This is a genomic window from Streptomyces sp. NPDC047971, assembly GCF_040653355.1.
Classification (GTDB): Bacteria; Actinomycetota; Actinomycetes; order Streptomycetales; family Streptomycetaceae; genus Streptomyces.
The window spans coordinates 142,161-159,149 of sequence record NZ_JBEZNW010000010.1 but is presented as its reverse complement, the minus strand read 5'-3'; the positions used below and the strand labels follow the sequence as shown (position 1 = coordinate 159,149).

Annotated in this window: 14 protein-coding genes and 1 riboswitch; of the genes, 8 read left to right on the top strand and 6 right to left on the bottom strand. The window is 74.7% G+C overall.

Annotation, left to right across the window (positions count from 1 at the left end):
• Positions 1–25: 25 nt before the first annotated feature.
• Positions 26–184, bottom strand: a riboswitch (cobalamin riboswitch).
• A 264-nt stretch (positions 185–448) separates the two neighbouring features.
• Genes AB0D99_RS13155 through AB0D99_RS13145 form a run of 3 tightly spaced genes read left to right on the top strand, consistent with a single transcriptional unit; the run spans position 449 to position 3,878 of the window.
• Positions 449–1,681, top strand: coding sequence for a cobalamin biosynthesis protein CobG (locus AB0D99_RS13155; RefSeq protein ID WP_362359795.1), 1,233 nt, complete (start codon positions 449–451; stop codon positions 1,679–1,681).
• A gap of 14 nt (positions 1,682–1,695) precedes the next feature.
• The gene (locus AB0D99_RS13150; RefSeq protein ID WP_362359793.1) at positions 1,696–2,331 is read left to right on the top strand and encodes a precorrin-8X methylmutase; all 636 of its coding nucleotides are present in this window, start codon (positions 1,696–1,698) and stop codon (positions 2,329–2,331) included.
• A complete protein-coding gene (locus AB0D99_RS13145) occupies positions 2,328–3,878 on the top strand; it encodes a precorrin-2 C(20)-methyltransferase (RefSeq protein WP_362359744.1) in 1,551 nt (516 codons plus the stop codon). Before AB0D99_RS13150 ends, AB0D99_RS13145 begins: the two co-directional genes overlap by 4 nt.
• A gap of 157 nt (positions 3,879–4,035) precedes the next feature.
• On the opposite strand, the gene AB0D99_RS13140 is transcribed toward AB0D99_RS13145, so the two are convergent.
• Positions 4,036–4,770: a cobalt-precorrin-6A reductase gene (locus AB0D99_RS13140; protein ID WP_362359742.1), complete on the bottom strand. Its 735-nt coding sequence runs from the start codon at positions 4,768–4,770 to the stop codon at positions 4,036–4,038.
• A 12-nt stretch (positions 4,771–4,782) separates the two neighbouring features.
• On the opposite strand from AB0D99_RS13140, the gene AB0D99_RS13135 reads away from it, so the two are divergent.
• On the top strand, positions 4,783–5,913 hold the full coding sequence (locus tag AB0D99_RS13135; RefSeq protein ID WP_362359740.1) for a cobalt-precorrin-5B (C(1))-methyltransferase: 1,131 nt from the start codon (positions 4,783–4,785) through the stop codon (positions 5,911–5,913).
• A gap of 380 nt (positions 5,914–6,293) precedes the next feature.
• On the opposite strand, the gene cobM is transcribed toward AB0D99_RS13135, so the two are convergent.
• Positions 6,294–7,043, bottom strand: coding sequence for a precorrin-4 C(11)-methyltransferase (gene cobM, locus AB0D99_RS13130; RefSeq protein WP_362359738.1), 750 nt, complete (start codon positions 7,041–7,043; stop codon positions 6,294–6,296).
• On the bottom strand, positions 7,040–8,281 hold the full coding sequence (gene cbiE, locus AB0D99_RS13125; protein ID WP_362359736.1) for a precorrin-6y C5,15-methyltransferase (decarboxylating) subunit CbiE: 1,242 nt from the start codon (positions 8,279–8,281) through the stop codon (positions 7,040–7,042). Before cbiE ends, cobM begins: the two co-directional genes overlap by 4 nt.
• Positions 8,282–8,501: 220 nt before the next feature.
• Here cbiE and AB0D99_RS13120 point away from each other — a divergent pair, with 220 nt between their 5' ends.
• The 3 genes from AB0D99_RS13120 to AB0D99_RS13110 all read left to right on the top strand — a co-directional run bounded on the left by AB0D99_RS13120 (position 8,502) and on the right by AB0D99_RS13110 (position 10,751).
• The gene (locus tag AB0D99_RS13120) at positions 8,502–9,587 is read left to right on the top strand and encodes an LLM class flavin-dependent oxidoreductase (RefSeq protein WP_362359734.1); all 1,086 of its coding nucleotides are present in this window, start codon (positions 8,502–8,504) and stop codon (positions 9,585–9,587) included.
• 3 nt (positions 9,588–9,590) lie between these two features.
• A complete protein-coding gene (locus AB0D99_RS13115; protein WP_362359732.1) occupies positions 9,591–10,217 on the top strand; it encodes an FMN reductase in 627 nt (208 codons plus the stop codon).
• Between the two features lie 162 nt (positions 10,218–10,379).
• Positions 10,380–10,751, top strand: a complete 372-nt coding sequence (locus AB0D99_RS13110; protein ID WP_362359730.1) for a VOC family protein — start codon at positions 10,380–10,382, stop codon at positions 10,749–10,751.
• On the opposite strand, the gene AB0D99_RS13105 is transcribed toward AB0D99_RS13110, so the two are convergent.
• The 3 genes from AB0D99_RS13105 to AB0D99_RS13095 all read right to left on the bottom strand — a co-directional run bounded on the left by AB0D99_RS13105 (position 10,752) and on the right by AB0D99_RS13095 (position 13,699).
• Complete coding sequence (locus AB0D99_RS13105) at positions 10,752–11,618, bottom strand: ABC transporter permease (RefSeq protein WP_362359728.1); 867 nt, start codon at positions 11,616–11,618, stop codon at positions 10,752–10,754.
• Positions 11,615–12,685 carry an ATP-binding cassette domain-containing protein gene (locus AB0D99_RS13100; RefSeq protein WP_362359727.1) on the bottom strand — a complete coding sequence of 357 codons (1,071 nt, stop codon included), beginning with the start codon at positions 12,683–12,685 and terminating at the stop codon, positions 11,615–11,617. The genes AB0D99_RS13105 and AB0D99_RS13100 overlap by 4 nt, the downstream gene beginning before the upstream one ends.
• 252 nt (positions 12,686–12,937) lie before the next feature.
• A complete protein-coding gene (locus tag AB0D99_RS13095) occupies positions 12,938–13,699 on the bottom strand; it encodes an SDR family oxidoreductase (RefSeq protein WP_362359725.1) in 762 nt (253 codons plus the stop codon).
• A 121-nt stretch (positions 13,700–13,820) separates the two neighbouring features.
• On the opposite strand from AB0D99_RS13095, the gene AB0D99_RS13090 reads away from it, so the two are divergent.
• Positions 13,821–16,928: a BTAD domain-containing putative transcriptional regulator gene (locus AB0D99_RS13090; RefSeq protein ID WP_362359723.1), complete on the top strand. Its 3,108-nt coding sequence runs from the start codon at positions 13,821–13,823 to the stop codon at positions 16,926–16,928.
• Positions 16,929–16,989: the final 61 nt, after the last annotated feature.

The following is a 16,989-nucleotide window of genomic DNA, read 5'->3' as shown; positions in this document are numbered from 1 at the left end:
GGCCTTCCTCGGGGTTGTCCGCGCCCCGGGTGGTCGTATGGACGGCGGGAGTTCCTGACTCACCGGTCCCGGGGTCGTGCTCGCGCACGTCCGGGCCGGCTCACAGTGGCGGGACCGCGCCGGATTCTCACCGGGCTTCCTCCCCGGGGTCCTGGGACCCCATGCCGTCTGCATAGTAGATCGTGCGGTCGACGGGCCGGTGCGGGTGGCGGAGTCGGCCGGATCACACCGCGGGCGGGACCGTCGTCGCGACGCCGCGACGACGGGCGAGGACCGGACGGTGCGCGGGAGGCGCCCCGGGCGGCGGGACCGAGGCGCTCCGGGCGACGGTGGCCCGGCGGCCCGGCCGGATCGCGGCCGGTGGGGGGATCCTCATGGCCGGATCGCGGCCGGTGAGGGCTTCCTCGTGGCCGGATCACACCCGGTGGCCGCCCGGTGGCCCGTCGGTATGCTCGCCGCCATGCCGCCCACCCCGCCCCCGACGCCCGACCCGGGCGAACCTCGCATACGGGACCGTGGCGACGCGTGCCCCGGGGCGCTGCGCCTGCACTCCGCCGACGACGGCCGCCTCGCCCGACTCCGCCTGCCCGGAGGTTGTTTGACCCCTCGTCAGGTCGAGATCCTGGCCGGCGCGGCGGAGACCCTGGGCGACGGGCGACTCAGCATCACCTCCCGCGGCAACGCCGAGCTGCGCGGCCTCGCCGACGACTGCGGGGCGCGGCTCGCGGCGCTCCTCGCCGAGGCGGGCCTGCTGCCCTCCCCCACCCACGAACGCGTCCGCAACATCGTCGCCTCCCCGGCCTCGGGTCTCGACGGACTCGGCGCCGCCGACGTGCAGTTGTGGGCCCGCGAACTGGACGCCCACCTGCGCTCCGCGCCCTGGGCGGCGGCGCTCTCCGGCCGGTTCCTCTTCGTCCTCGACGACGGGCGGGGTGACGTCGCCGGGCTCGGCGGCGATGTGACCTTGGTCGCACTGGGCCGGGGCGAGGCGCGGCTGCACGTCGGCGGGCGAGCCGTCCGGCTCGCCGGCTCCGACGCGCCCAGCGCCGCCCTGGCGGCGGCGGGCGGCTTCCTGACCGCGGCGCGGAAGGCCGGAACCGGCGCCTGGCGCGTCAGGGAACTCCCGGAGGAGTACCCGGTCGACCTGGCGGAGTCGGGGGTGCGAGGCGAGCCCGTACCCGCGCCGGAACTCCCCCAGGGACCTCCCCCGTCTCCCGGCGTCCTCGGGCCCGCCGCCCTCTCCGTGCTCGCCCCGCTCGGACGGCTCACCGCCGCCCAGCTGCGGGCGCTGCTCCCGGCCGACGAGGTGCGGCTCACGCCCTGGCGCGGGGTCGTCGTGGCCGGGGCCGGCGCCGACCGGCTGCCCGCCCTCGACGCGGCCGGACTCGTCACCCGCCCCGACTCCCCCTGGGCGGGCGTCACCGCCTGCACCGGACGGCCCGGCTGCGCCAAGTCGCTCGCCGACGTCCGCGCGGACGCGGCCCCCGGCCCCGCGCACCGCCCCACCGGCCGCACCCTCCTGCCCGTGCACTTCTCCGGGTGCGAGCGCCGCTGCGGACACCCTCACGGCGCCTGGACCGACGTCCTCGCCACCACCGGCGGCGACTACCTCGTGGACGGCGTCGCCACCCCCCGTACCTCCCTGCCCGAAGCAGTCGCAACGGCCCGCACAACGAGATGAGCGAGAACGACACGATGTTCGCCTACGAGAAGGACGGCGCGGAGATCTACCGCCAGTCCTTTGCCACGATCCGCGCCGAGGCGGACCTCGCGGACCTGCCCGCAGACGTCGCCACCGTCGCGGTCCGCATGATCCACGCCTGCGGCATGACCGACCTCGTCCGCGACCTCGCCTACTCGCCGCAGGTCGTCTCCCGCGCCCGCGCGGCCCTGCGCGCCGGCGCCCCCATCCTCTGCGACGCGCAGATGGTGGCCAGCGGAGTGACCCGCAAGCGGCTGCCCGCCGACAACGACGTGGTCTGCACCCTCTCCGACCCCGCCGTGCCCGCCCTCGCCGCCGAACTCGGCACCACCCGCAGCGCCGCCGCCCTCGAACTCTGGCGCGACCGCCTCGAAGGCTCCGTCGTCGCCATCGGCAACGCGCCCACCGCCCTCTTCCACCTCCTGGAGATGGTCGCGAAGGGCGCGCCCCGCCCGGCCGCCGTCCTCGGCATACCGGTCGGCTTCATCGGCGCCGCCGAGTCCAAGGACGCCCTCGCCGCCCAGACCCTGGGCCTCGACTACCTCGTCGTACGGGGCCGGCGCGGCGGCAGCGCGATGACCGCCGCCGCGATCAACGCCATCGCGACGGAAGCGGAGATCCAGGCATGAGCGCGCAGACGACCGGCAGCGGGACCACGGGCGACGGCGGCGACGTGACCGCGCCCGGCAAGCTGTACGGAGTCGGCCTCGGCCCCGGCGACCCCGACCTGATGACCGTCGCCGCCGTGAAGGCCATCGCGTCCGCCGACGTCGTCGCGTACCACTCCGCCCGCCACGGCCGCTCCATCGCCCGCTCCATCGCCGCCGGACACCTCCGCGAGGACCACATCGAGGAGCGGCTGATGTACCCGCTCACCGTGGAGACCACCGACCACCCCGGCGGCTACCGCGGCGCGCTCGACGACTTCTACGAGGAGGCCGCGGCCCGCCTCGCCGCCCACCTGGACGCCGGCCGCACCGTCGCCGTGCTCGCCGAGGGCGACCCGCTCTTCTACGGCTCGTACCAGCACATGCACAAGCGGCTCGCGGACCGCTACGACACCACCGTCATCCCCGGCGTCACCTCCGTCAGCGCCGCCGCCGCACGGCTCGGTGAGCCGCTGTGCGAGGCGGAGGAGGTCCTGACGATCATCCCCGGCACTCTGCCCGAGGACGAGCTGACGGCCCGTATCGCCGGCACCGACTCGGCGGTCGTGATGAAGCTCGGCCGCACCTTCCCGACCGTGCGCCGCGCCCTGGAACGCGCCGGCCGGCTCGGCGACGCGCGGTACGTGGAGCGGGCGTTCATGGCCGGCGAGCGGACGGAGACCCTGGCCGAGGTCGACGCGGAGACGGTGCCGTACTTCTCGGTCGCCGTCCTGCCCTCCCGCATCGACGCCGTCACCCCCGAGACCCGGGAGACCGTCGGCGAGGTCGTCGTCGTCGGCACGGGACCGGCGGGAGCGCCCTGGCTGACGCCCGAGTCGCGCGGCGCCCTGGTCAACGCCGACGACCTGGTCGGCTACACCACCTACCTCGACCGGGTCCCCGCGCTGCGCCCCGGCCAGCGCCGGCACGGCTCGGACAACAAGGTCGAGTCCGAGCGGGCCGAGTTCGCGCTCGACCTGGCCCGGCGCGGGCGCCGGGTCGCGGTCGTCTCCGGCGGCGACCCCGGTGTCTTCGCCATGGCGACGGCGGTCCTGGAGGTGGCGTCGGAGGAGCGGTACGCGGACGTTCCGGTACGGGTCCTCCCGGGCGTGACGGCCGCGAACGCGGCCGCCGCAGCGGCGGGCGCCCCGCTGGGCCACGACTACGCGACCCTCTCGCTCTCCGACCGGCTCAAGCCGTGGGACGTGATCGCCGCCCGCCTGCGCGCCGCGGCCGAGGCGGACCTGGTCCTGGCGCTCTACAACCCGGGGTCGAAGTCCCGCACCCACCAGGTGGCGGCCGCCCGCGACCTGCTGCTCGAACTCCGCTCCCCCGAGACCCCGGTGGTCGTGGCGCGGGACGTCGGCGGCCCGGAGCAGTCGGTGCGGGTGGTGACGCTGAAGACCCTGGAGCCGTCCGAGGTCGACATGCGCACGCTGCTCCTGATCGGCTCGTCCCAGACGCGCGCGGTCGAGCGCGGCGACGGCCGCACGATCACCTGGACCCCCCGGCGGTACCCGGAGGGCTGACGGGGAAGGCCGCGGTGGCGAGGCCGCGGGCCTCCGTGCGAGGGCGGCGGCCTTCCCACGGCCTTCGTGCCAGGGCGGCGGCCTTCCCACGGCCTTCGTGCCAGGGCGGCGGCCTTCCCGCCGCCCTCCTCGTCGCCGCGAACGCCCACGGCCGGTCTCAGAAGCCCTCCAGGCCCCGCACCCAGGCGGCCGCCTCCTCCGGGGAGGCGGCCGTTTCCACCCCCTCCGGCACCGGCGGCCTGCGGACGACGACCACCGGGACGCCCGCCTCCCTCGCCGCGCGGAGTTTCGGGGCCGTCGCCGCGCCGCCGCTGTCCTTCGTCACGAGGACGTCGATGCCGTACCGGCTCAGCAGCTCCCGCTCCCCCTCCAGAGTGAAGGGGCCCCGGTCCAGGAGGACTTCGGTGCGCGCCGGCATTTGGGGCCCGGGGGCGTCGACCGACCGCACGAGGAACCACTGCGGGCACGCGGCGAACGCGGCGAGTCCCATCCGCCCGGTCGTCAGGAACACCCTCTCGCCGAGCCCGCCCACCACGCCCGCCGCCTCCTCCAGCGAGGCGACCTCGTGCCAGTCGTCGCCCTCCACCCGGACCCAGCCGGGGCGGCGCAGGGCCAGCAGGGGAACATGGGCGGTGGCGGCCGCCCGGGCCGCGTTGAAGCTGATGTTCTCCGCGAAGGGATGGGTGGCGTCGATGACCGCGTCCACGTGGTGTTCGCGCACCCAGGCCGCCAGTCCGTCGACCCCTCCGAAGCCCCCGACGCGTACCTCGCCGGGCGGCAGCCGGGGCTCGGCGACGCGTCCGGCGAGGGAACTGGTGACACGGACGCGGGGGTGCAGGGCCGTGGCGAGGGCGCGCGCCTCGGTGGTGCCGCCGAGAATGAGTACGTGCACGGGAGTCCATTCATGAGTGCCGGCGACAGTCCGGGCGGCGGGCGCGACGCCCAACTCAAGCACACGGGTCTGCGGCCGGGCTGGACGACCGGCGCCTGTGCGACGGCGGCGACGACCGCCGCGTACACGGCGCTGCTGACCGGCGACTTCCCCGACCCGGTGACGATCACGCTGCCGAAGGGCGGGCGTCCGGCGTTCGCGCTGGCGGCGGAGGAGCTGGGCCGGGGCACGGCGATGGCCGGGATCGTGAAGGACGCGGGCGACGACCCGGACGTGACGCACGGCGCACTGGTCCGGTCGACGGTGCGGGCCTTGCCCGCCGGGTCCGGTGTCGTCTTCCGGGCGGGGCCGGGCGTCGGCACGGTCACGCTGCCCGGTCTGCCCCTGGAGGTGGGCGAAGCGGCGATCAACCCGGTCCCGCGGCAGATGATGCGCGCCCATGTGGCGGAGGTCGCGGCGGCACACGGCGGTTCGGGCGATGTGGAGATCACCGTCTCGGTCGACCACGGCGAGGAGATCGCCCGCTCCACCTGGAACCCGCGGATCGGCATCCTGGGCGGGCTGTCCATCCTGGGGACGACGGGCATCGTCGTGCCGTACTCGTGCTCGGCCTGGATCGACTCGATCCGCCGCGGGGTGGACGTGGCCCGGGCCGCGGGTCTCACCCATGTGGCGGGGTGCACGGGCTCGACGTCCGAGAAGACGGTGTCGACGCTCTACGAGCTGCCGGAGATCGCGCTGCTGGACATGGGGGACTTCGCGGGGGCGGTGCTGAAGTACATCCGCCGCCATCCGGTCGACCGGCTCACGATCTGCGGCGGCTTCGCGAAGCTGTCCAAGCTGGCGGCGGGCCATCTGGACCTGCACTCGGCGCGCTCGCAGGTCGACAAGGGCTTCCTGGCGGACCTGGCCCGCACGGGCGGCGCGCCGGAGGCCCTCGCCGAGGAGATCGCCACGGCGAACACGGGCCTGGCGGCCCTCCGCCTCTGCGAGGCGGCCGGCGTCCCTCTCGGCGACCTGGTGGCGGCCCGCGCCCGGGACGAGTCCCTCACGGTCCTGCGTGGCGCACCGGTGGCGGTCGACGTCATCTGCATCGACCGCGCGGGCACGGTGGTGGGGCGGTCGGAGGCGGCGGGACCGTAACGGCCGGGCCGTGGTGAACAGCGCCTCGGTGCCATGGGCTGTCGCCGATGAGCCGGGCCGCGGTCAGGGGCCCGGCGCGGAGGCTCGGCGGCCGCAGGACACCGGATGCGCCGGGTCCGCCGCGAACCTAGGCTGGCGAGGGCAAGGCCCCCACAAGAGAGGGATGTGCCCGATGGCGAAGCGAGGCAACAAGAAGCGCGCCCGCAAGAAGAAGAAGGCGAACCACGGCAAGCGGCCGAACGCCTGAGAACCGGGGCCGGACACCTCTCGGGTGTCCGGCCCCGGGCGCGTCGAGGCCCGCCCTCCCGGGCCGGCCGGCGGGTCGGTCGGCCCCGGCGGGTCGGTCGGCGGGTGGGTCGGTCGGTCGGCGGGTCGGTCGGTCAGCAGACGTGGCGGTCGCGCGCCGGGTCGTAGAGGTGGCTGTCGCGGAACTGCGAGGCCGCCAGCGTGCGGCCGACCAGGATGACCGCCGTCTTGGTGATGCCGGACTCCTTCAGCTGCCCCGCGATGTCCTCCAGCGTGCCGCGGAGCACGATCTCGTCCGGGCGGCTCGCCATCGCCACGACCGCGGCCGGGCAGTCGGCGCCGTAGTGCGGCAGCAGCTCGGACACGACCCGGTCGGCGTACCGGGCGGCCAGGTGCAGGACCAGCAGGGCGCCGCTGCGGCCGAGCGTGGCGAGGTCCTCGCCCTCGGGCATGGGCGTGGCCTGCTGGGCGACGCGGGTCAGGATGACCGTCTGGCCCACGGTCGGCACGGTGAGCTCCCGCTTGAGCGCCGCGGCGGCCGCCGCGAACGCCGGGACGCCCGGGACGACCTCGTACGGGATGTCCAGCGCGTCGAGCCGGCGCATCTGCTCCGCCACGGCGCTGAAGACGGACGGGTCGCCGGAGTGGAGCCGGGCCACGTCCTCGCCGGCCTCGTGGGCGCGGACGATCTCGGCCACGATCCGGTCCAGGTCCAGGTCCGCCGTGTCGATCAGCCGCGCGTCCGGCGGGCACTCGGCGAGCAGCTCGCGGGGGACGAGCGAGCCCGCGTACAGGCAGACGCCGCAGGCGGCGAGGGTGCGGGCGCCCCGCAGGGTGATCAGGTCGGCCGCGCCCGGGCCCGCGCCGATGAAGTAGACGGTCATGCTGCAACTCCTGCTTTCGTGACGGACCACTGCGTGACGGGCATCGCCTGGCGCCAGCCGGTGAAGCCGCCCACCGGGACGGCCTGGGCGACGGCCAGCCGGACGAGCTCCCCGCCGTGGCGGCGGTAGCGCTCGGCCAGCAGCGCCTCGGACTCCATGGTCACGGTGTTGGCGACCAGCCGGCCGCCCGGGGGCAGCGCCTCCCAGCAGGCGTCGAGCAGGCCGGGGGCGGTCAGGCCGCCGCCGATGAACACGGCGTCGGGGGTGGGGAGGCCGGCGAGCCCGTCGGGGGCGGACGCGGTGACGACCCGCAGCGCGGGGACGCCGAGGGAGGCGGCGTTGCGTGCGATCCGGGCGGCCCGCCCGGGGTCCTTCTCGACGGCGATCGCCCGGCAGGAACGGTCGGCGCGCATCCACTCGATGCCGATGGAGCCGGAGCCGCCGCCGATGTCCCACAGCAGTTCGCCGGGGGCGGGGGCGAGGGCCGCGAGGGTGGCGGCGCGGACGTACCGCTTGGTGAGCTGTCCGTCGTGCTCGTACGCCTCGTCCGGCAGGCCGGGCACGGCGCCGAGGCGGAGCGCGTCGGGTGCGCGGACGCAGTCGAGGGCGAGGACGTTGAGGGCGTCGAGCCGCTCGTCGTCGGACCAGGTGTCCGCGGTGCCGTCGACGAGCCGCTCATGGGGGCCGCCGAGCTGTTCGAGGACCCGCATCCGGCTGGCGCCATACCCCTTCTCGCGCAGCAGGGCGGCGACCAGCGCCGGGGTGTGGCGGCTCTCGCTGAGCACCAGGAGCCGCACCCCGTCGTGGAGGGAGGCGGCCAGGGAGGCGAGCGGCCTGCCGACCAGCGTGACCGTCTCGACGGCCTCCAGGGGCCAGCCGAGGCGGGCGCAGGCGTAGGAGACGGAGGACGGGTGGGGCAGGACGTGGAGCCGGTCGGCGCCGACGGTCTCGGCGAGGGTGCGGCCGATGCCGTAGAACATCGGGTCGCCGCTGGCGAGGACCGCGATCCGGCGTCGTTCGTGGGCGGCGAGCAGTCCGGGGACGGCGGGGCGCAGCGGTGAGGGCCAGCTGACGCGTTCGCCCGGGCACGCGGCGGCGGGCAGCAGGTCGAGCTGGCGGGGGCCGCCGATGAGGACCTCGGCGGCGCGCAGGGCCCCGCGGGCGTCCTCGGGGAGCCCGTCCCAGCCGTCCGCGCCGATTCCGACGACCGATATCGCAGGCAGGGGAACGGTGCTCACGTCGGCGAACTCTACGGGAGGCGTGTTTCCCCTCGTGGCGCCGACCGGCGCACGGGCCGGAGCGCGGCCGGGGCCGACCACTCCTAGCTAAGCGGATAGTTATCCGGTACGGTCGAGGCAAGGAGAGGGACCCCATGGAATACGAGGCCGGGGCCGGCGGTTGAGCGTGATAGTTTAAGATTCAACCAATAGCCCGAGAGTCCAGCGAGAGGTGAGCACGATGCAGTTCGGGATCTTCACCGTCGGCGACGTGACGACCGACCCCACCACCGGCCGTACGCCGACCGAGCACGAGCGGATCAAGAACACCGTCGCCATCGCGCTCAAGGCGGAGGAGGTCGGGCTCGACGTCTTCGCGACCGGCGAGCACCACAACCCGCCGTTCGTGCCGTCCTCCCCGACGACCCTCCTCGGGCACATCGCCGCACGGACCGAGCACCTGATCCTGTCCACCTCGACGACGCTGATCACCACCAACGACCCGGTGAAGATCGCCGAGGACTACGCCACCCTCCAGCACCTCGCCGACGGCCGCGTCGACCTGATGATGGGACGCGGCAACACCGGCCCCGTCTACCCGTGGTTCGGCCAGGACATCCGCCAGGGCATCCCGCTCGCCATCGAGAACTACGCGCTCCTCCACAAGCTGTGGAGGGAGGACGTCGTCGACTGGGAAGGCAGGTTCCGCGGCGCGCTCCAGGGCTTCACCTCCACGCCCCGTCCGCTCGACGGCGTACCGCCCTTCGTCTGGCACGGCTCCATCCGCTCCCCCGAGATCGCCGAACAGGCCGCGTACTACGGCGACGGCTTCTTCGCCAACCACATCTTCTGGCCCAAGCAGCACACCGAGAAGATGGTCCGCCTCTACCGGCAGCGGTACGCGCACTACGGGCACGGCACCCCCGAGCAGGCGATCGTGGGCCTCGGCGGCCAGGTCTTCATGCGGAAGAACTCCCAGGACGCGGTACGGGAGTTCCGCCCGTACTTCGACAACGCCCCCGTCTACGGCCACGGTCCGTCGCTGGAAGAGTTCAGCAGCGAGACCCCGCTGACCGTCGGCTCCCCGCAGGAGGTCATCGACCGCACCCTCTCCTTCCGGGAGTACGTCGGCGACTACCAGCGTCAGCTGTTCCTCGTCGACCACGCGGGGCTGCCGCTCAAGACGGTCCTGGAGCAGCTCGACATCCTCGGCGAGGAGGTCGTCCCGGTGCTCCGCAAGGAGTTCGCCAACCTGCGGCCCGCCGACGTCCCGGCGACCGCCCCGCTCCACCCCGCCGTCACCCGCACCCCGTCCCAGGAGGCGTGAGTCATGCAGACCCTGAAGCTGGTCGCCGTGTCCGCCGGGCTGAGCGCCCCGTCCTCGACCAGGCTGCTCGCCGACCGGCTCGCCAAGGCGGCCGAGGAGCGGCTCACCGAGCAGGAGTACGTGGTCGAGGTCCGGGTGGTCGAACTGCGCGACCACGCCGTCGACATCGCGAAGAACTTCGTGACGGGCTTCCCCTCGGCGGAGCTCCAGGAGGCGATCGACGCGGTGACGGGGGCCGACGGCGTCATCGCGGTGACCCCGGTCTTCACCGCCTCGTACAGCGGTCTGTTCAAGTCCTTCTTCGACCTGATCGACCCGGAGGCACTGACCGGCAAGCCGGTGCTGATCGGCGCGACCGGCGGCACCGCCCGGCACTCCCTCGTGCTCGACCACGCGATGCGACCGCTCTTCTCCTACCTGCGGGCGCTGGTCGTCCCGACGGCCGTGTACGCGGCATCGGAGGACTGGGGTTCGGGCGGCGACGAGTACACCGACGGGCTGCCGTCCCGGATCGCCCGGGCGGGCCACGATCTCGCCGACCTGGTCGCGGCGCGGGGCCCGGCGGGGGAGGCGGACGAGGACGAGGTCGTGCCGTTCGAGCGGCAGCTCGCCGACCTGCGGCTCGACTGACCGGCACGATCCGGCACGCGGAGCCGGGCCGCCGGGCTCGGATCAGGGCGGGGCACCGGCCGACGGGACTCGGGTTCCGGGCGGCCGGGCCCGGCTCGTGCGCGGTTCACGAAGGGGACGCCAGACCATGCGCTCGGGACCGACCGGGCGCATGATGCCCTCATGGACATCAAGCTGGAACTGATCGGCGTGCCCGTCACCGACATCGAGCGGGCCAAGACCTTCTACGAGAAGGTGGGCTTCCACCTCGACCACGACTTCCCCGTCAGCGACGACATCCGCTTCGTCCAGATGACCCCGCCCGGCTCCGCCTGCTCGATCGCCTTCGGCAAGGGCATCACGCAGATGAAGCCCGGCAGCCTCGACAACATGCAGGTCGTCGTCACGGACATCGAGGCGGCCCACGCCGACCTCAAGCGGCGGGGCATCGAGGTCAGCGACATCGACGACCAGCCCTGGGGCTCCTTCGTCTTCTTCGCCGACCCGGACGGCAACCGCTGGGCCGTCCAGCAGACCACCCCGCGGGGGCAGTGACTACTTGCGGTTGTAGAGCCGCATCGTGACCGCGCCGAAGACGACCACGAAGAGCGCGGACCACCCGAGCGACCAGGCGATGTCCGCCGCCGGCCAGTTCCCGGCCATCAACTCGCGCACGGCCGTCGCCAGATGGGTCACCGGGCTGTTGTTCACGAACGCCTGCAGCCAGCCCGGCATCGTGCTCGGATCGACGAAGACGTTGGACAGGAAGGTCAGCGGGAAGATCACCATCATGCTGACGCCCATGACCGACTTCTCGCTGCGCAGCATCAGACCGAACATGGTCCAGATCCACGAGAACGAGAACGAGAACACCAGCAGCAGCGCGACCCCGAGCAGGACGCCCGCCACCCCGCCGGCCGGCCGGTAGCCGATGATGATGCCGACGGTGAGCATGACCGCGGAGGCGATCAGATAGCGGACGACGTCGCCCAGCAGATAGCCGACCATCGGCGCGGGGCGCCAGATCGGCAGGGTGCGGAACCGGTCGAAGACGCCCTTCTCGATGTCCGTGTTGACCGAGATACCCGTGTACATCGTGATCATCACGACGCTCATCACCAGGATGCCCGGCAACAGGAACTGGATGTACGCCGAGACCGAGCCGGCCAGCGCCCCTCCGAAGAGGTACGTGTACATCAGCACCATCATGATCGGGAACGCCGTCACGTCGAACAGCTGCTCCGGCACGTGCTTGATCTTCAGCATGGACCGCCAGCCGAAGGTCATCGAGGCGGAGAGGGCGCTGGGCCGTGGCGGGCGGGACTGTCCCACGAGCAGCGCCGCGAGTTCGTCGGCCTTCGGGGCGACGAAGTCGAGGGCGTCGGCGGTCGGGGTGTCCTTGCCGGTGGTGACGGTGGTCATGCCGTCGGTCCCTTCCGGTCGGTGTCGGTTCCGTCGGCGTGGGGTGCGCGGGGTCCGGTCCCGCCCGGGGCGGTCCGGCCGGTGTCGGGAGCGCGGGGTGCGGTCCCGTCCGCCGGGCGGTCCGTCAGCGCCAGGAACACCTCGTCGAGGCTGGGCTGGCCGAGCCCGAAGTTGTCGACCGTGATCCCGGCCCGCGCCAGCTCCGCCAGGGCCCGCGCGGCCTGTTCCGCCGCGCCGAGATCGGTGCCGTGGCCGTTGACGGTGGCGGTGAGCGCGACCGGATCGGGTTCGAGCTGCACGGACGCCTTCAGGGCGCTCCGGAGGACCCGCTCGGCCTCCGCGCGCTGCTCGGGATCCCGGAGCCGTACGTGCACCGAACCCGAGCCGACGGACGCCTTCAGCTCGCCCTTCGTCCCCTCGGCGATGACCTTCCCGTGGTCGATGACGGCGATACGGGCGGCCAGCTGGTCCGCCTCGTCCAGGTACTGGGTGGTGAGCAGCACGGTCGTGCCCTGGGCCACGACGGCGCGGACGATGTCCCAGACCTGGTTGCGGCTGCGCGGGTCGAGGCCGGTGGTCGGTTCGTCGAGGAAGAGCAGGTCGGGGGTGTTGAGGATGGACGCGGCGATGTCGATGCGGCGCCGCATCCCGCCCGAGTAGTTCTTGATCTGCTTGTCGGCGGCGTCGGCGAGGCCGAACGCGGCGAGCAGCTGCGCGGACCTGTCGCGGGCGGCGGGCCGGGAGTGCCCGAGGAGCCTGCCCAGCAGGACGAGGTTCTCGGTGCCGGTCAGGTCCTCGTCGACGGATGCGTACTGGCCGGTGAGGCTGACCCGGCCCCGCACGGTGTCGGCGTCCTTGACGACGTCGTTGCCGAAGACGCGGGCGCGGCCCCCGTCGGGGCGGAGCAGGGTGGCGAGCATCTTGACCGCGGTCGTCTTGCCGGCGCCGTTGGGTCCGAGGACGCCGTACACGGTGCCGGCGGGAACGCGCAGGTCGATGCCGTCGACGGCCCGATTCGTACCGAAGACCTTGACCAGGCCCTCTGTCTCGATGGCGAGGTCGGTCATGCGCTGTCCTCCCGGGCTGCCGGCGTCGGTTCCGCTTCAACCAGTCTCCGACGGCTCCGCCCGGGATGCCAGGGGGAGGACAGGGGGTCGTTCGTACGAGTGGGGAAGGGGGTGCGCGCGGGCCGGCCGGGCACCGAGTGGGCGGGGTGCCCCGGATCGCCGGGCCACCCCGCCACGCCGCCCCCGGATCGCCGGGCCACCCCGCCACGCCGCCCCCGGATCGCCGGGCCACCCCGCCACGCCGCCCCCGGGTCAGCCGACGACCACCAGCCGCTGGACCAGACCCCCGTCGACCGCCAGCTTCACGCCCGTCGTGAAGGTCGCGTCCGTCGCCAGGAACAGCGCCGCCTTCGCCACCTCGTCCGCCGTGCCGTGGCGGCCCAGCGGCGTCGCCTCGTCGCCGGCCTTCTTGAACGCCGCGTGCTCCTCCTCCGTGAGCCCCTGCACCCCTCCCCCGGGGGTGTCGATGTAGCCCGGCGAGACGGCGTTGACCCGGATCCCCCGCCCGACCAGCTCGGCCGCGAGCGCCTGCGCGAACGACCAGAGCGCCGCCTTCGTCGCCGAGTAGACGCTCATCCCGGGCGTGCCCGTCACATCCGCGACCGAGGTCGTGAAGACGACCGCGCCGCCGTCCCGCAGCAGCGGCAGCAGCCCCTGCACGGTGAAGTACGGGCCCTTGATGTTCACCGCGAACATCCGGTCGTACTGGTCCTCCGTGACCAGCGCGATCGGCGCGAGCTCCGCGATGGCCGCGTTCACGAAGAGCAGGTCCACCCCGCCCAGCCGATCCTCGACCAGCGCCGGCAGCGCCCGTACGGCCGCCATGTCGGCGAGGTCCGAGGAGACGACGTGGACGGACGGCCCGAGTTCGGCCGCGGCCTCGTCGAGGTTCTTCGGGTTGCGGCCGGTGATCAGCACCTCGGCGCCGCCCTCGACGAGCCGCTTGGCGATGGCGAGGCCCATCCCCATGGTTCCGCCGATGACGACGGCCTTCTGACCCGCGTACGTACTCATGTGCCCGCAACTCCTCGTGTGTGGTGGTCGGTACGGGGACGACTCTGCGCGAGGCGGCTGACGATCGGCTGACGGAACGCTGTGGGCGGCGCCGCGACAGGGGTGAGCTACCGTTTCGCCCATGCGGTTCGGGGTGCTCGGTCCACTGTCCGTACGGGACGCGTCGGGGCGGCCCGTGACCGTCCCCGAGGCGAAGGTGCGCGTCCTGCTCGGCTGCCTGCTGGCGCGCGGGGGAGGACCCGTCGCCACGGACCTGCTGGTCGACGCGCTCTGGGGCGACCGTCCGCCGGCGCGCGCCGCCAACGCCCTGCAGGTCAAGGTCTCCGCGCTGCGCCGCGCCCTCGGCCGCGAGCGGGTCCTGCTGCGGCCGCCCGGCTATCTCCTCGCCGTGGCGGAGGACGAGTCGGACGCGGCCCGGTTCCGCGCGCTCGTCGCCCGCGCCGGGGTCGTCCCTGACGCCCGGGAGCGGGCCGGGCTGCTGGCCGAGGGCCTCGCGCTGTGGCGGGGCGAGGACGCGTACGCGGACGTCGCCGACCACCCCCTCGTACGGGAGGAGGCGGCGCGCCTGGCCGAGGAGCGGCTCGCCGCCCTTGAGGATCTCGCCGAGGCACGGCTGACGACGGCGGACCCCGGCGCGTGCGCGGCCCTTGCCGCCGAACTCGCTCCGCTCGTGACCGCTCACCCGCTGCGCGAACGCCTGCGCGCGGCCCGGCTCCGCGCGCTGTACGGCGCCGGCCGCCAGGCCGAGGCCCTCGCCTCGTACGAGAACCTGCGCGCGCACCTCGCCGAGGAACTGGGCACGGACCCGGGCCCCGGACTGGCCGCCCTGCACACCGCGATCCTCCGCCAGGAACTGCCCGCCGGCGCGCCCGCCGCCACGGCCGCCGAGCCCCGCCGCGACGGACCTCCGGACACGGCGCACGGCTCCGGTGGCCCCGCGCCCACCCACCCGACCGAGCCCGGGCCCGCCCCGACACGCGCCGCCGCGCCACAGGGTCACGGCCCGTCCGGCGGGCCGCCCGCCTCCCTCAGTGACCTCGTCGGACGGCACGCCGAGACGCGTGAGGTCCACCGGCTCCTCGCCGACGCGCGGCTGGTGACGATCACCGGGACCGGCGGCGTCGGGAAGACGCGGCTCGCGCAGGAAGCGGCGGGGGACGGGTGGTTCGTCGAACTCGCCGGAGTGTGCGACGACGACGTCGACGCGCTCGCCGAGGCCGTCGCCGGGGCGCTCGGGATCCGGGACGACGCGGCCGCGACCCTGCCCCGCCTCGGCGGCCCCGGCGACGGCACACAGCGCCTCGCCGCCGCGCTGCGCGACCGGCCCGGGCTGCTCGTCCTGGACAACTGCGAGCATGTCGTGGACTCCGTCGCGACCGTGGCCGGGGGACTCCTGCGGGCCGTTCCCGGACTGCGGATCCTGGCCACGAGCCGGGAGGCGCTCGGGATCCCCGGTGAGCACGTGTACCCGCTCGAACCCCTGCCGCCGGACGACGCCGTGCGTCTCTTCGCCGCGCGCGCCTCCGCCGCCTCCCCCGCCTTCGCCCTCACCGGGGACACCCACGCCGACGTCGCCGAGATCTGCGCCCGTCTCGACGGCATCCCGCTCGCCCTCGAACTCGCCGCCACGCGCGTACGGGCCCTGGGGACGCGGGAGCTGGCGGCGCGGCTCGGCGACCGCTTCCGGATCCTGACGACCGGCCGGCGCGGCGTACCGGCCCGCCAGCAGACGCTGCGCGCGGTCGTCGACTGGAGCTGGGAGCTGCTCTCCGCCCCCGAGAGGATCGTGCTGCGGCGGCTCTCCGTCCACCGCGACGGATGCACCCTCGACGCGGCCGAGGCGGTCTGCGGCGGCGACGGTCTCGATGTCGTCGACCTCCTCGGCCGGCTGGTGGACCGCTCGCTCGTGGTCCGCGACGGCGAGCGGTACCGGATGCTGGAGTCGATCGCGGCGTACGCGACGGAGCGGCTGCGGGAGATGGCCGACGAGGCCGCCACGAGGGACCGGCACCGCGCCCACTACCTGGCCCTGGCCGAGCGCGCGGCGCCGCTGCTCCGGGGCGCGGGGCAGCGGGAGTGGCTGCGACGGATGGACGCGGAGGGCGCGAACCTGCGGGCGGCCTACGACGCGTGGCCGTCCGCCGGCGTGCCGGATCGGTTCGCGGCCGCGCTGTCCTGGTACTGGCTGCTGTCGGGCCGGCTGCGCGAGGGCCGCCGCCGGCTCGCGCGGGCGGGCGACGGCGCCGAAGTGCGGTGTCTGGAGGCGGGCTTCGCGCTGCTGTGCGGAGAGAAGGCGGCCACGGAGGGGCTGCCGTACGACGCGATCGCCGACCCGGAGGCGCGGGCGCGGGCCCGCTGGCTCGTGGCGTACGGCCACTTCAACACCGGCGATCTCGCGGAGAGCGAGCGGATCCTGGACGGTGTCGACGGACGCGAGGACGCCGGGCCCTGGGCCCGGGCGGCCGTCCACACCCTGCGGGCGGCGCACGCGCTGCTGCGGGGCGATCTGGCGGCGCAGCGCGGGCACGGGCGGGAGGGGCGGGCGCTGTTCCGCGCACTGGGAGACGCGTGGGGGCAGTCGCAGTCGGTGTCCCCGCTCGCGGCGCTGGCCCAGATCGACGGGGACTACGCGGAGGCGGCCCGGCTGCACGAGGACGGGCTGCGGCTCGCGGAGGAGCTGGGGCTCGGGGCGGAACGTTCCGCGCGGCTCTCGGGGCTCGGCCGGCTCGCGCTGCTCGCGGGCGACTGGGAGCGGGCGGCGGACCTGCACGAGCGGGCCCGGCGGGGAGCGGCCGAGCACGGCTACAAGTTCGGTGAGGTGTACGCGGAGATGGGGCTCGCGCTCGGGGCGCGGCGGGCGGGGCGTCTCGACGAGGCGGAGAGGCTGCTGCTCGGGATCCGGGACTGGTACCGGGAGGTGTCGTCGGAGGCGGGCAACCACCTCGTCCTGGTGGAACTCGGCTTCGTCGCCGAACTCCGGGGCGACGCGGAGACGGCCCGTGCCTGGCACCTCCAGGCACTGACCGCGGCCCGCGCGACCGGGGACCCGCGTGCCCGCGCGCTCGCCCTGGAGGGGCTGGCCGGAGCGGAGGCCGCGGCGGGCCGCGGGGACCGCGCCGGCCGGTTGCTGGAGACGGCGGCGGCCCTGCGCGAACGGGCGGGGGCGCCCCTGCCGCCGGCGGAGCGGGCGGACGTCCTGCGCATCGCGGCCAGGGCGGCCCGCCCCTGACGGGCGGGGCCGGAGGCCGGCCGCCGACCGCGGGACGGCCGGCAGCCGCGGAGCCGGAGGA